Origin of the sequence: uncultured Campylobacter sp. (genome assembly GCF_937959485.1) — a bacterium.
GTDB lineage: Bacteria > Campylobacterota > Campylobacteria > Campylobacterales > Campylobacteraceae > Campylobacter_B.
This window is the reverse complement of sequence record NZ_CALGPY010000002.1, coordinates 35285-52954: the sequence shown is the minus strand read 5'-3', so window position 1 is coordinate 52954 and position 17670 is coordinate 35285. Positions and strand designations below refer to the sequence as shown.

Here is a 17670-nt window from a genome sequence, read left to right as displayed (position 1 = left end):
TCCAATATAAGGAGAGGAAAATGGTAAAAATAGGTGTTTTAACGATCAGTGATCGCGCTAGCGGTGGCGTTTACGAGGATTTAGGAGGCAAAGAGATAATTGCCGTGATGGATGATTGGCTAACTTGCGAGAAAGAGTATTTTTATGAAATTGTCCCCGATGAGCTGGAGCTGATCAAAGATAAGCTGATTTATCTTTGCGACGAAGCAGGTTGTGATTTGGTGCTAACTACGGGCGGTACGGGTCCTGCTCCACGCGATGTAACGCCTGAAGCGACCGAAGCAGTAAGTGAGAAATTAATGCCAGGCTTTGGCGAACTAATGCGCGCAGAAAGCCAAAAGATCGTGCCTACGGCAATTTTATCTCGCCAGATAGCAGCGATCCGCAAAAAATCTCTGATTATAAACTTACCGGGCAATCCAAAAGCGATTAAAGAGTGCCTTCTGCCGGTATTTCCTGCCGTGCCGTATTGTATTGATCTAATGGGAGGGAATTACATAACAGCGGATGAAAATAAGATAAAAATATTTCGCCCTAAACGCAAATAATTCGCAAAATTTAGCAGGAATTAAATGATTTATGATATTATTTGGGCGCAAATTTAAGGAAAAATATGAAAATAAATCACAACGATATTTTGGAATTTCATAAGTATTTTAGCAAAATCAGCCACAGCAAAGGTCGTATCCGTATCCGCGTAAGTCCCAAAATTAGGGAGTTGCGAGATAGTGTGAGCGAGGAGAGCCTGAAGGCTAAAATAGCTGCAATTCGCGGGATAAAAGAGTATAAATTTAACTCCCTAATTGGCTCGCTGACGATTCATTACGACGAAAATATTTTTCCGATGCACCTTTGGGAGCAGTTTTTAAGCGGCATCAGTTCGCCTGAGCTAGTAGCGCTTGTAAATTCCAATATAGAGGCGATTTCTTGAGCGAAGAAGCATTGCGTAGTACTAAAAAATCGCGCAAATTTTCTAATAAATCTCGGAATTTAAATGAGGCGCAAATTGCAGATATCGCTCTTTTGCTCGAAAAAGAGGCGCAAATTTTACAGTTTTATTCGCTGGGCACAGTTAAATTTCAAGATAAAAAGTTAGGAGAAATTCTATCTTTACGAGCTGGATTACTTGAGCGGATGCTAGACTTTGCAAATTCTTGCGGGCTTGGCGCTATGCCTCCTGAAAATAGCAGTGAGGGACTGGTTGCAAAAGGTCTAAATGAGTTTTTGGCTTCGGCACTTTTGATAGAAAAAAGCTCTATGATGTTTTATGACGATCTAATTAATTCGTGCAAGAACGCGGAATTTAAAGAGCTGCTGTATAAGGCGCAGGCGGTTTCGTATAATGAAATTTTGCCGATTTTAAAGGAACTGAATTCTAAATACGAGGCTGATTTAAATTCTTTGAATTTCGCTGACTTATTAAATGAAATTTTAAAAAATCCGCAGGGATTAGAGCGGATATTTCAAAAATACGATTTGCAAAATATCTTAAATAGCGCATTTTCCAATTTAATTAAAGGAATTTTGCAGAAAAATTAAATTAGGATTGCAAAAATCTAAAAAAGTCGCTATAATATCAAAATCTATGTAAAGTTGATAAAACGACTTTATAATCTTAACACGAGGAGAATGAAATGCCGATCCCATTTCTAGCAGGTTTTGCGCTTGGTTGCGCGGCGGTTTACGCTTATAACAATCGAGATAAAATCAAAGAAGGTGCGAATAAAATCGTAAGTAGCAAAAGCGTCGAGGAGCTAAAAAATAGCGTCAAAGGCGGAGCGGAAAAATTAAGCAAAAAATCAAAAGAAATTTTTGCGGAAGCCAAAGAAGGCTTAGACGATGTCGCTGAGGCGGTAAAAGGTAAAAGAAAGTCTAGTAGCAAAAAAGCTGCGACAAGTAGCGATAGCACTGCAAAAAAAACCAGAAAAAAGCCGGGACCGAAACCTGGATTTAAAAGAACTAAAAAATCCACCGCGAGCGCTAAGACTGGCGCAACACCGGTAGGTGAGACATCCGCAGCATCTACTACTCCGCTTAATATCCCGCAGATCGTAAAAATGGACGATAATTCTTCGGCTAAATTTACGTCCGCAGACGATAAATCAGAAAAATAGAGGCCTAAATGAATAGATCACTTACGACACAGCGTTCGCCGCTGGATCACGTTTTAAGCGGCGCTATAGCGGGGGCGATCGGCGGTTGCGCCGTAGAGCTCGTTAAAGCCAAAGAAGGCAAGAGCAAATCTAAAGCGATTCGAGATGCGTTAGATATAGCGCTAAGCGGCGGTATCATCGGCGGCGGCGCGATTTACAGCGCAAATAAGCTCGTACAAGGCGAGTATCTACGCGCAGCAGCAGGCGTCGCAGTATGCGTAGGCGCGCTCATTGCGGGTAGAAATTTTATTCTTAAGGTAGGCAATGAGTAATCCCTATATCACAAAAAAAGATTTGAAAGAAATTCTAGACGATTACGATTTTGGTGACAACAAATATGCTAGCGGCTCTACGGGTAGCTTTGCCGGCGATGATAAGCTTGGCGGTTGGGCTAAATGGATAAATGAGCGGGTAAATTCTGCACCTTTTAACAGCTCTGCTTCCAGCAATAACTCGGATAGCAAAGATTCCGCCGCTCAAAGCTCAAGCGACGTAAATTCTACCCAGGGCTCGCAAAATTCCGCTTTCGGTGGAATTTTTAATTCCTTAGGTAGCAGACAAAACGCGAACGGCTTATTTGGTAGCAACTCATTTATCACAGGCATCGTTCTGGGAGCCGCAGCGACCTATTTTCTAACCGACGAAAACGCGCAAAAAAAGCTTTTTAAGCTCATCGCAAAGGGTACCGAGATGTTTCAGATGGGCATCGAAGAGATGAAGGAACGCTTCGAAGACGCCAAGGCAGAGATGCAAGAGTAGTCGATGCAAAATTTTAAAATTTTACATGAGACTAAAACTAGACTACGGCTAAAGATCGTCGGTTTTAGAGACATCGATGCGAGCGCACTACAAAAAGCAGCTACGAGGCTTGAAGGCGTAACGGAAGCTAGATTTAACGCTAAAATCGGCTCTTTGATCCTTAAGCTTGACGCAGGCGTAAATAAGGCAGGAATTCTAAAGCAACTTGAAGCTTTAAATTTAAGTGAGCTAAAATCAATTATCCCCTCTAGCCATAAAAATCTGCCAAGCAAAAACGAATTTATCTTAGCGCTTCTTGCGTTGGGCGGAAATTTAATCTTTCGCACTTCGCCTTTAGCGCGCGCATTTAGCATCGTAGCGTGCTTGCCTATCTTAAAAGAAGGCATTAAAGAAAGCTTTCGTCATGGGCTTACTTCAAAGGGCTTGGAGGCTGCCGCTGTTGGGATTTCTCTCGCGCGCGGCGATATCTTTGCCGCAAATAGCACCAACACAATGCTTGCTCTTGGCGAATATATGGAAGAGAGCACCGTTTATAAAAGCGACGATCTTATCCGCGAGCTAGCCCGCCCGGACATCGTCGAGGCGTGGGTAGAGATAGATCAAAACGGCAAAAAGACCGAGATTAAAATCGCAACTTCTAAGCTAAAGGTAGGCGATATCGTGGTCGTGGGCGCAGGCGATGTCATAGCCGTGGACGGACACGTCGTAAGTGGCGAAGCGATGGTAAATCAAGCCAACATGACGGGCGAATCGGTCGCGGTGAAAAAATCTCGCGGCGATAGCGTGCTAAGCGGAACGATCGTAGAGGAGGGTAGGATTCGTATCTGGGCGGAAAACGTCGGTGAAAACACCTCCACGCAGCGTATCAAGCACTACATCACGGCATCTCTTAACGAGCGCTCCAGCATCGGTATGCATACGACCCACCTAGCCGACAAGCTCGTGCCGGTGACCTTCGGGCTCGCGGGCGTGTCCTATCTGATAAATCGAAATTTTATGAGCGTAGCTTCGGTGCTGCAGGCGGATTACTCTTGCGCGCTTAAGCTGCCTACGCCGGTTGCTTTTAAGTCGAGCATTTCAAAAGCGGGCAAGAACGGGATTTTGATCAAAGGCGCCAAGGCTCTTGAGTCGCTTGCGAGTGCCGACACCTTCGTATTTGATAAGACGGGCACGCTTACGTACGGCAACCTGGAGGTCGCCGAGATCATATCGTTTGACGAGCGCTTTAGCAAAAACGATATTTTAAATTTAACCGCGAGCGCCGAGGAGCATTACTTTCATCCCGTAGCCGAGGCGATCGTGGATGCTGCCAAAAAGCACGGTTTTATCCACAAACACCACGACGAGGTGGAATTCGTCGTCGCTCACGGCGTTAAAACAAGCATCGAGGGCAAAAAGCTCATCATCGGCTCGCGCCACTTCCTGGAGGACGACGAGATGATCTCGTTTGCAGCGCATGAGCAGACCATCGATCTTGCGATGCAAAAGGGGCTTGCGCTGCTTTACATCGCATTTGACGGCAGACTTTTGGGGCTCATCGGACTTAGGGATGAAGTGCGCGCAAACGCCCGCGCCGTCATCGCTAGGCTCCGTGAGCTGGGCGCTAAACAGATCGTCATGCTAAGCGGCGACGTGAGCTCAAAAGCCCGCGCCGTAGCCAAAAAGCTCGGCGTAGATCGCTATTACGGCGAGCTGCTGCCGACGCAAAAGACCGAAATCTTAGAACAGCTGAAAGCCGAGGGGCGGAAGGTGGTCTTCGTGGGCGACGGCATAAACGACGCGCCGAGCCTGATGAAGGCAGACATCGGCATCAGTATGCTAAACGGCGCCGAGATCGCCAAGGCTTCCGCGCAGATCGGGCTTTTGAAAAATGACATCGAGGGCGTCGCGCAGGTAAAGGCGCTGGCCAACGACACGCTGCGGCTCGTGAATCGAAATTTCAACGCCACCGTGGGGATAAATTCGATCATTTTATTTTTGGCGACCTTCGGCACGCTAAGTCCCGTAGCTACGGCGCTGCTGCATAATGGCACGACGATCGGTCTACTACTAAATTCCATTAAAGGGGTAAAATTTGAGCATTGAAGATAAAATTTTGGATCTAAATTTTCAGCGCAAAGCGGCTAAAGTGACGCTTGGAGTAAGTATGGGCATCACAGCTCTAACCGCGCTGAGTATGAACTCGCGCATGTCGCAGCTACATAAAATTTCCGGGCTAGTGATGCTAGGATGCGCGATATGGCACGCTAGCCTTTACGGCTCGCCGTACAGCGAGTTTTTGCAAAATAGAAAAGCAAAGAGCAGGGGCAGAAAGAGATCCGTAGTAAATTTAGCCTTGGAAAATCTGCCAGACGGCAAAAGCGCTCCTGCAAAAAGCACGCCCCTAAAAAGAAAGCCTCGCGCCCGCAAAAGCACCTAACGGCATAGCGTGTCGCAGCTTTAAAGCGCAAAGATAAACTCTAAAGCCGCTAAATTTCTTTAGACGCAGCCGCCGAATAAAACGTCGCAAGCGGTCAAATCTGCGCCGTTTGCGACTAATTTATAGTCAATAATCTCTCACTTTGTAAATTTAAGTGATATTTGTATTTTTAAATTATGCGTTCATATTTCCGCTTGTAAATTTTACATTTAGCGGCTATGTCGGTCGCTAGCTACCGAAATTTTAATCCCAAACGTCTCAAATATTCTTTAAATTTTTTCACCCGTCTTTACCTGCCGCAAATTTAAATTTCGCTACAATCGCTTTTTAAAATTTTGCGCCGAGCGCGCGAAAAGAGGCTAAAAAAGCCAAAAAGCTAAATTTAAAGGATCAAGATGGATTTTCAAATAGACGCCGAGGACGGCGCGGCGCGCGCCTGCACGATCCGCACGGCGCATAGCACGATCCGCACCCCCGTTTTTATGCCGGTCGGCACCGTGGGCGCGGTCAAGGCGCTCGATGCGACGGACGTAGCGCAGCTTTTAGGCGCGCAGATCATCCTTGCTAACACCTATCACATGTATCTGCGCCCGGGCTCGCGGGTGGTGGCGGGCTTCGGCGGGCTGCACGGATTTACGAAATTTCCTCGCAGCTTTTTGACCGACAGCGGCGGCTTTCAGGCTTTCAGCCTGCGCGCAAACACCAAAAACGACGAGGGCGGCATAAAATTTAAAAGCCACATCGACGGCAGCACGCATTATTTCACGCCGCGCTCGGTGCTGGATACGCAGTATGAGCTGAATTCCGATATTATGATGATTTTGGACGATTTGGTGGAGCTGCCGCGTGAGCCGGGCGCGCTTAGCGCAGACGATAGATCGCGGCTTAAAAAGCGGATCGATCTAAGCGTCGCGCGCACGATAAAATGGGCTCGCGAGGCGATAGATTATCACGAGGCTATGAAATCTCGCGGCCTGCACGCGCATCAAAATATCTTCGGTATCATCCAAGGCGGCACTGACCCGCAGGCGCGTAAATTTTGCGCCGAAGCGCTGTGCGAGATGAGCTTTGATGGGCTTGCGATCGGAGGGCTCAGCGTGGGCGAGAAAAACGAGCTGATGTACGAAACCGTAGAGGCTATGATGCCTTACGTCGATCCCGCGCGCCCGCGATATTTGATGGGGGTCGGCACGCCTGAAGATCTCGTCGAAAACGTCGCTCGCGGCGTGGATATGTTCGACTGCGTGATGCCTACGCGAAATGCGCGCAACGGCACGCTTTTTACGAGCTTCGGCAAGATCAGCATCAAAAACGCGGGCTTTATCAGCGATCACGATCCGATCGATCCGCACTGCGACTGCTACACGTGCAAGCGCTTCAGTCGCGGCTACCTAAATCATCTATTTCGCGCGCGAGAGCTTAGCTTTTACCGCCTCGCGAGTATTCACAATCTACACTATTACCTGCGTCTTGCCGCAGATATGAGAGAGGCGATCGTGCACGGGCGGTTTGCGGAGTTTAGGCGTGAATTTTACGCCGCACGAAGTAGAGTACGAGATTGAATTTTAGCGGGCGAGAGCGTTTAAATTTAGCGAGTTAGTTGAATTTAGCCGCGACAGCGGGGCGGATTTTAATACGGCGCGCGCGGCTAAATTTAAACGCGACAAAATTTTGGCTATGAAATTTAATTAGCTGTGGAGTGCAGAGTCCATAGCTTTAAATTTGATTTAAATTCCGCGCTTAGATTTTTGCATCAATTAGAGTTTTATTTCAGCAAAATTTTATTATGATAAAGCTATGTCTTGAAATTTCGCCGTAGAATATGAGATAAAATTTAGTTTTGAAGCTTAGCACTGAATCCGTGGATAAAATTCTGCGTTGATATGCGCTGAGCGCGCGAGATTTAAAGATGGAATTTAGCGGTAGGATTTTACAGACGCGATGTCAATTGCCGCGGCTTTTATCAAATAAAAGGGGAGACATTGCATCGAAATTTCTCAGGCATTGGTGTATTTTTGTAAGCGCGCGTTAACGCGTAAAAAAGACATATATTGCTTTAGGGCGTGCGATCTGCGCCTACAATTGCGGAATTTTATTGCGATAAAATTTTACTTTGATAAAGTTCAAATCCCCGCTAAATTCTGTCTTCGTGCTAAATTTTGTGATGAAATTTTGAGTGGAATTCTATCGTGGTAAAATTTCATCATAGCGAGATTTGCAGCAAAATTTTGTAAAATTATTTTTTAATCCGCCTTAGCATACAAAATCCAAGGAAATAAAGCGGCGACATAACGATAAAAATTATGATATACCTCCACGCCGTGCTCGCAAAAAATAGCCCCGTAAGCTCCATAAATTTTATCGATGCGCCAGTATAGCGGTCGCCGATGCCTATGAAAATAATAGCTGCGAGCTCTACGAGCAGCGCAGGAGCAAATAGGATCGAGCCTGCAGTTTTGAAAAACATAAATGCAAAAGCCTTGAACTTATAATAAAACGAAATGAGCCCAAATCCGATCACGCCGCAGATGAAAATCTGCTCGAACTCATCCAGCCCCAGGCTCTTATCCTGCAGGATCGTAGAGATGACGCACAGGATGATAAAGACGTTGTAATTCGCCATTTGACGCATTGGGTATTGATCGTGCGTCGCTATGGAGAGTAGGTTTATCGCGCGGTTAAGCGGCAGCAGATAAAATAGCGCAAAACTAAGGAAAATAAGTAGGTCCATCACCATATAAACCGTGTCTTGATTGACATAAGCTTCGATCTGCGAAAAAGATAGAAATATGCTTGCGATTTGCGAGCGGAATATCAAAATAATGACTATTGGCGCTATGGGCAGGATTATGGATTTAAGCCCTTCCTTGCGGATAGATGAAGTATAAATTTTACTCTCGACGCTTTGTGTGGTGCGCAGATCGTCTGTTTGGACGAACTCAAATCCAAAGAATTTCGGTTTTTTTGCACTCGTAGGCTTGGCTTTGCGGTTAAATTTAAATTTATTAAATTTTTTTGCGACCTTCGTTTCTTTTACGGCAGAGTTATCCTCTGAGATCTTTTCGGCAGGACTTTGAATAAATGGCGCTTCGGATATATTATTTTCTGCAGAATTCTTATCGCCAAAAATTTCATCGTTTTGCTTTGCAGATTCTTTTGGCTGTGGGGCTACTTTTTGCGCTACGCGGTCTTTGGATTTAGAGCCCTCGACGCGCTTTATATTTATCGCGCTGGATGCTAGCGTGTCGAAACTTACCTCATCGCCGTCGGTTAGGCTAGGATCGCGCTCGCCCAGCATTTCATAGCTATACTCGACCCCGCCCGTGGCGACTATGACATTTTCACCTCTGATAAATCCAATAAGTCTCATATACTAACATTCCCCGATTTTTTAATGAGAAATATTAGTCAAAATGAACTTAAAAAACGATTATTCTACGGTGACGCTTTTGGCTAAATTCCGCGGCATATCTACGTCGTTGCCAAGTCTGACGGAGATTTCAAGAGCTAGAATTTGTAAAATTATCATCATCTCAAAAAACTCGCTCATCGCGTGACTCTGCTCGCTTGTTTTGATAAAATCATCCGCGATCTCTGGCTCTTCTGGACTGATCGCCAAAATATACGCATCGCGCGCAGCAAGCTCTTCGACATTGCTTTTGGTTTTTTCATAGAGCAAATGCTTTGGCATCAGCGCAACCGTAAAGAGATTAGAATCGGCAAGAGCGATCGGTCCGTGCTTCATCTCGCCGCTCGGATAGCCCTCGGCGTGCAGATAGGAGATCTCTTTGAGCTTGAGTGCGCCCTCAAGAGCGAGCGGATAGAAAATATCGCGACCGATAAAGAAAAAGCCGTGTCCGTGCAGATAGTGCTTGCTCATACGGTAAATTTTATCCTGCAAGCCGTCTTTGATCTTTAAAATTTGCGGGATATGAAGCATCGCCGAAATTTCAGCGGAATTCGTGCGCGCCGAGATGACTTCGCGCAGATTTGCAAGATACACCACAAACATCCATAGCACCATAACCTGCGTCGCAAAGGCCTTCGTAGATGCCACACCCTTTTCGATGCCTGCGCGGGTGAGGATCACGCTGCCTGCCATGCGCACGATCGAGCTGTTATCGACGTTGCAGATTGCAAGCGTCCTAAGACCAGCTTTTTTAGCGATATGCAGCGCCTCTAATGTATCGGCGGTCTCGCCGCTTTGCGAGATCACGATAAATAAGGAATTCTTGTTTAAAAATGGTTCTTTATAGCGGAATTCGCTAGCAACTTCTACTTTCGTGCGGATTTTAGCGATGCGCTCGAAAAGATACGAGCTTACGAGCGCGGCGTGATAGCTCGTGCCGCAGGCGCATAGCACGACCTCGTCGATGCCCTCAAACATCGCCGCATCAAGTTCGTCAAATTTTATCTTACCGCCCTTGATCACGCGCCCCATCATCGCTTCGGTTACGACTTGCGCTTGCTCGTAAATTTCTTTTTCCATAAAAAATCTAAAGCCCTCTTTTTGCGCATAGCCTTTATCTTTAGGAAGCTCACTAAAGGCGCAATTATGCGGTTTAGAGTTTTTAAAAATGTCGATTTGCCCTAGTTTGGCGACGCCGTAAATTTGATCGTCCAGATACGCAGCCGTATTCGCAAGCCCGATGAGCGGAGCGTCCGAGGAGCTAAAGAAAATTTCGTTTTTATCGTTTTTTGCGACGATGAGCGGAGCTGCATTTTTAGCAAAGAAAATTTCGCCGGGTGCTGCCTTGGTGATCAAAAGCGTTGCGTATGCGCCTTTTAGCCGTTTAATTGTGGCTTCATATGCCTTAAATGCGTCGTTACTAGCCTTGAAATTTTTTTCAAAAAGATGTACGATCACTTCGGTATCGGTCTGGCTTAAAAATTTCACGCCGTCCGCTTCGAGCTCATCTTTTAGCTCGATGTAGTTTTCGATGATGCCGTTATGTACGACGAAGCTAAAATCTCCAAAATGCGGATGCGCGTTAAGCTCGGTGGGCTTTCCGTGCGTCGCCCAGCGAGTATGTCCGATCGCAACGCCAAAGCCTTGCGAAGTGAAATCTTTCATCTTTTCTTCGAGATTATTTAGCTTGCCGACCGCTTTGAAGTACTTTATATTCGCACTCTCATCCATCACGGCAAGCCCAGCGCTGTCATATCCGCGATACTCGAGTTCTTTCAGTCCGTTTATTATGATTTTTTTCTTTTCGGCATTTCCTATGTAGCCTACGATTCCACACATTTTGCTTTCCTTATTTAAAATTTGGCGCCCATTTTACTACGCTATTTTAAATTAACGAAATTCGGCTCTAAATTTAGTCCGCTTATCCATTTTGTAAGCAAAAAATTATATAATTAGCTCAAAATTTGGCTTGGGAAATCGATGGAAATTTTAGAAAAACTACAAAGCGGCGAGAGATTAAATTACGAAGACGGCGTGAAATTATGGGATTTGGATCTTTTCGATCTGGGCAAATTCGCCTTTGCTATTCGCAAGCAAAAAAACGGCAAAAACGTCTATTTCAACGCAAATCGTCATATAAATCCTTCGAATTTATGCGCAGATACCTGTAAATTTTGCGCATTTTCGGCGCACCGCAAGAACGAAAACGCCTACACGATGAGCGATGATGAGATTATGCGTATCGTGGACGAGACGGTAGCGCGCGGCACGAAAGAGATTCATATCGTAAGCTCGCACAATCCATTCGTTACGCCGCAGCAATATTTAGGAATTTTTAAAGCGATAAAGCAAAAATATCCGCTTGTGCATATCAAGGCGATGACCGCGGCAGAGGTCGATTACTGGCGGCGAAAGTGGAAGATGAGCTACGAGGAGACGATAGAGCTGATGATGCAAAGCGGCGTGGATTCGATGCCGGGGGGCGGCGCCGAAATTTTTGATGAGGACGTGCGCGATAAAATTTGCAAAGGCAAGGTCTCAAGCGAGCAGTGGCTACGTATCCACTCGCTGTGGCATGCGCGCGGGCGTCAGAGCAACGCCACGATGCTCTTTGGACATATCGAAAGCCGCGCTCACCGCATCGATCACATCTTGCGTATCCGTGCGCTGCAAGATGAGAGCCTAGCTCGCGCTAACGGCGGCGGTTTCAACGCCTTTATCCCGCTCGTGTATCAGCGCGAGAATAACTATCTGGACGTGAAAGGCTTTTTGGGCTCGGTCGAAATTTTAAAAACGATTGCGATTAGTAGAATTTTGCTCGACAACGTCGCGCATATCAAGGCGTATTGGGCGACCTCGACGCTAAGCTTAGCTCTTGTAGCGCAGGATTTCGGCGCGGATGATCTTGACGGCACGATCGAGAACGAAAGCATTCAAAGCAGCGCCGGCGCCGGCAGCAAAAAAGGGCAGAGCAAGCGCGATTTTATCGATATGATCGGCACGGCAGGCTTTGTGCCGGTCGAGCGCGACAGCTTGTATAATCAGATCGAAATTTACGAATAAATTCTAAAGGAGGAGCAAGTGGAGAAATTCTTTCATCTCGCCGCGGCAAAAACGTCGGTAAGGCAGGAGCTTATTGCGGGGCTTACTACGTTTTTGGCGATGATTTACATCGTGCCGGTAAACGCTAACATTATGAGCATCGCAGGTATGCCGTTTGATGCGCTGGTTACGGCAACCGCGCTTATTACGATAATCGCGACGTTATTTAATGGGCTCTTTGCAAATACCCCCGTTGCGCTTAGCGTCGGCATGGGGCTAAATGCGTATTTTACCTTTGCGTTGTGCGTGGATGCGAAGATGCCGTGGCAGAGCGCGCTTGGCATCGTAGCAATAAGCGGGGCGCTTTTTACCGTGCTTTCGTTTACTAATTTTCGCGTTTGGGTTATCAAATCTATCCCACTTGATCTGCGTCGCGCCATAAGCGCGGGTATCGGCGCTTTTATCTGCTTCATCGGACTTAAGCAGATGGGTGTCATCGCGCCTAGTCAGGCGACGCTAGTAACTTTAGGAAATTTAAAAGATCTAAACGTTTTGCTTGGGATTTTAGGCTTAGCGGTCGTGCTGGTGCTTTTTGTGCTTAGAATCAAGGCAGCGTTTATCTTAAGCATTTTGATTACTTCGTGCGTTGCGTGGGTGGCTGGAATTTCACCCGCACCGCATGGCATAGTAAGTGCGCCAAGCGGCATAACGCCGATATTTGCTAAGCTAGATATCCCCGGAGCTCTGAAGCTTGCGTTCGTACCTTTTATAATCACATTTTTCGTTACGCATCTATTCGATAGCATCGGCACTCTAACTGGCGTAGGAAATCGCGCGGGGCTTTTTGGAGAGAATAGCAAAGACGGCATGAAAAAACTATCTAGAAATTTAACCTCCGATGCGATAGGTAGCGTCGCAGGAGCCGTTATCGGCACGAGCACGGTTACTGCATTTGCCGAAAGCGCCAGCGGCGTGGAGGCGGGCGGCCGCACGGGGCTTACCGCGGTATTTTGCGCTATGTTTTTCGTGCTGACGCTGTTTATGCTGCCGCTATTTAAGGCGATCCCTGCAAATGCAATCTATCCGATCCTCGTAATGGTCGGGGTTTTGATGTTTAGCGAGCTTGGCAAGATCGATTATAGCGACGCTGGAATTTTAATCCCTGCGTTTTTCATAGTATTTTTGATGCCTTTTACCTACTCGATCACCAACGGCCTAAGCTTCGGCTTTATCGCATATATCGTAGTTAGACTCGCTCAGCGCAGGATAAAAGATTTAAATTTCGGCGTTTTGACGCTTGGCGCGATTAGCGTTTTAGTATTTTTAATGCATTAAATTTTAAGGAAAGATATGAGATTTTATAGTTTTGACGAGATGGATCGCGACGCAAGAGTTATAGCAAAGCAGGTTAGGGACGAATTTATGCCCGATGCAATCGTGGCGATCGCTAGAGGCGGGCTCACATTCGGCCACGCGCTAGCCAATGCGCTTGATATGCGGACGATATTTTCGATAAATTCCATCCATTACGCGGACACCAAAAAGCTCGACACCATCGACGTTTTCAACGTGCCCGATCTGGAGCTTTACAAGCGCGTGCTGCTGGTGGACGATATCATCGACAGCGGCGACAGCATGGTCGAGATCAAGCGTGTGCTGCTGGAGAAATTTCCGCAAATAGAGCTTAAAACGGCGGTGATTTTTTACAAACCCAAGGCGCTTATCCAGCCCGATTTTAAAATTTCAAAGACGGATGAGTGGATAAATTTCTTTTGGGAAAATTATACGATAGAGGAATGAAGCGGCGCGCGGTTAAATTTAGCGGCTAAATTTTATAAAATTTCGGCCGTAGAATTCAGCCATAAATTTAAAGTGCCCGCAGCAAGGATGAGAGTGAAGAAGCTTTATCAAAACGAAATTTTCGTGATCTCTATAATGTGCCTGTTCCAGGGGATATTTTTGCTTTATGCGATCTCAAATTTAAGCATCAGCTACTACGAAGCCGAAATTTTTTATGAGAAAAAATCCCTCGTTTCGCTAATCGCAAATTTAAGTTGCGAAATTTTCGGGCGCAACGACTATGCCCTGCGCGTGCCGTTTATTTTGATCCACTTCGCAAACGCCGCGATGATCTATAAAATTTCAAAATTTATTCTAAAGCGCCGCTTCGATAGAGTAGTCGCTATGGCGCTGTTTATGGCGCTTCCTGCGTCGATGAGTAGCGCGATCTTGCTAAATCCCGCGGGCATCATCGTTTTTTTCACGTTGCTGGCGATCTATTTTGCAAAGAGCGAATACGATATCGCGCTTTTCGTGCTTCTCTCTGCCTGCGCCCTGATTGACAGAGCGTTTTTTATGCTCTACGTGGGCTTTGGAATTTGGGCTCTTTATATGCGCAAAAAGGAGCTTTTGCTGCTTTGCATAGCGCTTTTTAGCTTCAGCGTGATCTTTTACGACGTAAGTTCGAAGGGCAAGCCGAAGGGGTATTTTCTAGACACCGTGGGCGTTTTTGCGGGCGCGTTTTCGCCTTTAGTGTTTTTATTTTTCATCTACACTATCTATAGAATTTGGATCAAAGAGGAGAAGAGCTTGCTGTGGTTCATCGCTACAAGTGCGCTTTGTCTGACGATGCTTTTTTCGCTAAGACAGCGCGTGCCACTTGAGATTATGCTGCCGTATTGCGTCATCGCTACGCCTTTGATCATTCGGGTTCTGTTTAATTCATACCGAGTTAGATTGCCTAAATTTCGCACCTTTCATAAGATCGCCGTGGGCGTAACGCTGGCAAGCTTGATGTTTAGCTACTTCGCGGTGGTTTTTAGCGACGTGATGTATAAGGCGGTGTTTGCAAACAAGCCTCAGCGGCATTTCATCTATAAATTCGACGTAGCTAGGCAGCTGGCAAGTGAGCTAAAAAATCGCGGAGTAAAAAGCGTAAGCTGCGAGGACGAGAGGCTCTGCCTGCGCCTGAAATTTTACGGACTGCCTGGTGGGAATAGTGCTTTTATCTACGCGGATGAGCCGGAATATGTCTCGGATCATAAAAATTCGATACAAAATATAGATATTTACAAGCGAGGCGTGCGAATTGCGAAATTTTATGTTAAAATATAAACAAAATTTTTATGAAAGGTAAAAATTATGAAAAAAGCATTTACTATGATAGAGCTGATTTTCATCATCGTGGTGGTTGGAATTCTAGCGGCGGTGGCGGTGCCTCAAATCAATCGAAATAGCCTTGTGGAGGCGGCAGATCAAGTAGCTGCTCATATTCGCTATACTCAGCAGTTGGCTATGAATGATAACAAATTCGATCCTAATGACCCGGATTGGTTTAAAAAACTTTGGAGAATTCAATTTAGTTATACTACCGCCAAAGGTAGTGCCGAGGGTTGGACTTATACAGTGTATTACGATAGCACTATGAGCGGTAATCCTAACGGTAGTGCGGATCTGTCTGATCTATCGAGAGTTGATTTTGCTACGGATCCACAAAATCCAAATAAAATTTTGAGTGCCGGCTTTCAAAATCAGGCGATGAATAGAAATGCCGAGAGGATTAATAAGAAGCTAAATCTTACAAAAACTTACAATATTAGAAATATCACATTTACTAATTGCGGAGCCCCTACTAATCAAACTATAGTCTTTGACTCATATGGACGTCCTATGGGACAAGTAGCCGACTCTACAGTGCCTTATGATAGGCTTTTTGTGGGTCAAAATCCATGCATAATCACGCTTACCAATGATGCGAGAGAGACCGCTAGTATTACTATCGAGCCGGAGACCGGATACGTAAGATACACGCTAAATTCTAATACCGGCACAGCCACGCAATAGGACTAATAAAATTTTTACTCAAATTTAAGTAAGCGCAAGGAGAATGATGAAAAAATACATAATGACGCCGATTTATTACGTAAATGACGTCCCACACATCGGTCACGCATATACGACGATCATCGCCGATACGATGGCTAGATTTTACCGCCTGCAAGGACACGAGGTGTTTTTTAAAACGGGCACCGACGAGCACGGTCAAAAGATCGAGGAGGCCGCAGCCAAGCACGCTCAGAGCCCAAAGCAGTACGCAGACGGCGTAAGCGCTAAATTTAAAGACCTGTGGGACGAGTTTGACATCAGCTACGATATGTTTTCGCGCACTACCGATGCCGCGCACGAGGCGGCGGTGCAAAACGTATTTCGCAAGATGTATGAAAAGGGCGACATTTATAAGGGCGAATACGAGGGCAACTATTGCGTAAGCTGCGAGAGTTTTTTCCCTTCCGCTCAGCTCATCGACGGCGAGTATTGCCCCGACTGCGGCAAAAAGACTAAAATTTTAAAAGAGGAAAGCTATTTTTTCAGGCTTAGCGCCTATGCAGAGCGGCTTTTAAAATGGTACGAGGATGAAAAGTGCATCCTGCCGCTAGGCAAAAAAAACGAAGTGATAAGCTTTGTAAAAGGCGGTCTGAAGGATCTTTCGATCACGAGAACGGGCTTTGATTGGGGCGTTAAAATTCCGCCCGAGCTGAACGATCCGAAGCACGTGATTTACGTCTGGCTGGACGCGCTAATGGATTATCTTAGCTCGCTCGGATTTTGCGCGGGCGGCGAGCGGATGGAGTATTGGAGCGACGCGCTGCACATCGTGGGCAAGGATATTTTGCGCTTTCACGCCGTTTATTGGCCTGCGTTTTTGATGAGCCTGGGACTAAATATGCCACGCAGCATCGCAGCTCACGGCTGGTGGACGCGCGACGGCAAAAAGATGAGCAAGAGCCTGGGCAACGTCGTGGATCCGCGCGAGGTCGCAAACGCCTATGGGCTGGAGCAGTTTAGGTATTTCTTACTGCGCGAGGTACCGTTCGGTCAAGACGGCGATTTTTCGCAAAAAGCGATCATAAACCGCGTAAATTCCGAGCTTGCCAACGAGCTTGGAAATCTACTCAGCCGTATCGTCGGTATGAGCGCAAAATATTCGGACTACGTCATAAATTCCAAAGAGGTGATGAAATTTTTCGCCGCCGAGATAGAGGAAGCAAACTCCTATCTGAGCGCCGCGCTTAGCGCGCTTGAGGAGGTCGCTACTAATAGATACTTAGAGGAGCTTTGGAGGGCGCTTGCTCTTGCGAACGCTTCGATTGCGAAATACGAGCCGTGGAATTTGATGAAAAACGGCGAACAGGTTAAGGCGCTGGCTCTCGTCGCATTGGTCGCAAATATTTTGGCTAAAGTCGCCGTGCTGCTAAGCCCTGCAATGCCGAAGACGGCGGCACGTATCGCGGACACGCTCGGCTTTGAAATAGCCACGTCGCTTTATGAGAAGCTAGTGCTTCGCGGCGAAATTTTAGATTTTAAGGCCAAGCCGTGCGAGCCGCTTTTTACCAAGATCGATCACGAGCTAATGCCGAAGGCGGACTACGACAGGTTGGATGGCACTGCAAATTCTGCAAGCGGTTCGGGCACAGACGCTGCGGCAAAAAGCGCGCTAAACTCAAACGCAAACGCTTCCGGATCGGGCGCTACGGCGCAAGAAGCCCAAGGCGCAGCATCTGAAGTGCAGATTAAAATCGATGATTTTAAAAAGTGTGTTATCAAAGTCGGCACGATTTTGGAGTGCGAAAACATTGAGGGTAGCGAGAAGTTGTTGCGATTTATGATCGATTTGGGCGAGGAGAAACCGCGTCAAATCATCAGCGGTATCGCGAAATTTTACGATCCCGCCGCGCTTGTCGGCAAGCAGATCTGCGTGCTGGCAAATTTAAAACCCGCTAAAATTTTTAAACATAGCAGCGAGGGTATGATTTTAAGCGCCGAGGACGGCAGTCTTACGCTGCTTAGTACTCTCGCGCCCGTAAAAAACGGCGCGATCGTAGGTTAGC

The 17670-nt window shown here is 46.5% G+C and carries 17 protein-coding genes; 15 read left to right on the top strand and 2 right to left on the bottom strand.

All coding sequences use genetic code 11. The features are described 5' to 3' along the window. The first annotated feature begins 20 nt into the window (after window positions 1–20). From mog to tgt, 9 genes are all read left to right on the top strand, one after another. A complete protein-coding gene (mog, locus tag Q0380_RS00335; RefSeq protein ID WP_297894536.1) occupies window positions 21–548 on the top strand; it encodes a molybdopterin adenylyltransferase in 528 nt (175 codons plus the stop codon). Window positions 549–613: 65 nt separating this feature from the next. After that, window positions 614–931: an HMA2 domain-containing protein gene (locus tag Q0380_RS00330; protein ID WP_040304047.1), complete on the top strand. Its 318-nt coding sequence runs from the start codon at window positions 614–616 to the stop codon at window positions 929–931. Then, the gene (locus tag Q0380_RS00325) at window positions 928–1539 is read left to right on the top strand and encodes a hypothetical protein (RefSeq protein ID WP_298958749.1); all 612 of its coding nucleotides are present in this window, start codon (window positions 928–930) and stop codon (window positions 1537–1539) included. Before Q0380_RS00330 ends, Q0380_RS00325 begins: the two co-directional genes overlap by 4 nt. A gap of 95 nt (window positions 1540–1634) precedes the next feature. Further along, entirely contained in the window at window positions 1635–2114 is a 480-nt protein-coding gene (locus Q0380_RS00320) for a hypothetical protein (RefSeq protein WP_298958746.1), read from the top strand. Window positions 2115–2122: 8 nt separating this feature from the next. Next, window positions 2123–2425 (top strand): Cys/Met metabolism pyridoxal-phosphate-dependent enzyme, encoded by a 303-nt coding sequence (locus tag Q0380_RS00315; protein WP_177386687.1) that lies wholly within the window; start codon window positions 2123–2125, stop codon window positions 2423–2425. Beyond that, window positions 2418–2912, top strand: a complete 495-nt coding sequence (locus Q0380_RS00310; RefSeq protein ID WP_298958743.1) for a hypothetical protein — start codon at window positions 2418–2420, stop codon at window positions 2910–2912. The genes Q0380_RS00315 and Q0380_RS00310 overlap by 8 nt, the downstream gene beginning before the upstream one ends. Before the next feature lie 3 nt (window positions 2913–2915). Then, window positions 2916–4997, top strand: a complete 2082-nt coding sequence (locus Q0380_RS00305; RefSeq protein ID WP_298958740.1) for a heavy metal translocating P-type ATPase — start codon at window positions 2916–2918, stop codon at window positions 4995–4997. Next, a complete protein-coding gene (locus Q0380_RS00300) occupies window positions 4987–5331 on the top strand; it encodes a hypothetical protein (protein WP_298958737.1) in 345 nt (114 codons plus the stop codon). The genes Q0380_RS00305 and Q0380_RS00300 overlap by 11 nt, the downstream gene beginning before the upstream one ends. 395 nt (window positions 5332–5726) lie before the next feature. Continuing rightward, entirely contained in the window at window positions 5727–6893 is a 1167-nt protein-coding gene (tgt, locus tag Q0380_RS00295) for a tRNA guanosine(34) transglycosylase Tgt (protein ID WP_298958734.1), read from the top strand. 674 nt (window positions 6894–7567) lie between these two features. Here tgt and Q0380_RS00290 read toward each other — a convergent pair. Next, a complete protein-coding gene (locus Q0380_RS00290; protein ID WP_298958731.1) occupies window positions 7568–8701 on the bottom strand; it encodes a hypothetical protein in 1134 nt (377 codons plus the stop codon). A gap of 60 nt (window positions 8702–8761) precedes the next feature. After that, window positions 8762–10579, bottom strand: a complete 1818-nt coding sequence (gene glmS / locus Q0380_RS00285) for a glutamine--fructose-6-phosphate transaminase (isomerizing) (protein WP_297924864.1) — start codon at window positions 10577–10579, stop codon at window positions 8762–8764. A gap of 141 nt (window positions 10580–10720) precedes the next feature. Between glmS and mqnE the strand changes: the two genes are divergently transcribed. From mqnE to metG, 6 genes are all read left to right on the top strand, one after another. After that, window positions 10721–11803 (top strand): aminofutalosine synthase MqnE, encoded by a 1083-nt coding sequence (gene mqnE / locus Q0380_RS00280; RefSeq protein ID WP_298958729.1) that lies wholly within the window; start codon window positions 10721–10723, stop codon window positions 11801–11803. A gap of 18 nt (window positions 11804–11821) precedes the next feature. Beyond that, a complete protein-coding gene (locus Q0380_RS00275; RefSeq protein ID WP_298105616.1) occupies window positions 11822–13117 on the top strand; it encodes an NCS2 family permease in 1296 nt (431 codons plus the stop codon). A 15-nt stretch (window positions 13118–13132) separates the two neighbouring features. Continuing rightward, window positions 13133–13582, top strand: a complete 450-nt coding sequence (locus Q0380_RS00270; protein ID WP_005871628.1) for a phosphoribosyltransferase family protein — start codon at window positions 13133–13135, stop codon at window positions 13580–13582. An 87-nt stretch (window positions 13583–13669) separates the two neighbouring features. Next, a complete protein-coding gene (locus Q0380_RS00265; protein WP_298958726.1) occupies window positions 13670–14896 on the top strand; it encodes a hypothetical protein in 1227 nt (408 codons plus the stop codon). A gap of 27 nt (window positions 14897–14923) precedes the next feature. Then, window positions 14924–15625, top strand: coding sequence for a type II secretion system protein (locus Q0380_RS00260; RefSeq protein ID WP_298958723.1), 702 nt, complete (start codon window positions 14924–14926; stop codon window positions 15623–15625). A gap of 46 nt (window positions 15626–15671) precedes the next feature. Next, entirely contained in the window at window positions 15672–17669 is a 1998-nt protein-coding gene (metG, locus tag Q0380_RS00255; RefSeq protein ID WP_298958720.1) for a methionine--tRNA ligase, read from the top strand. Window position 17670 lies beyond the last annotated feature (1 nt).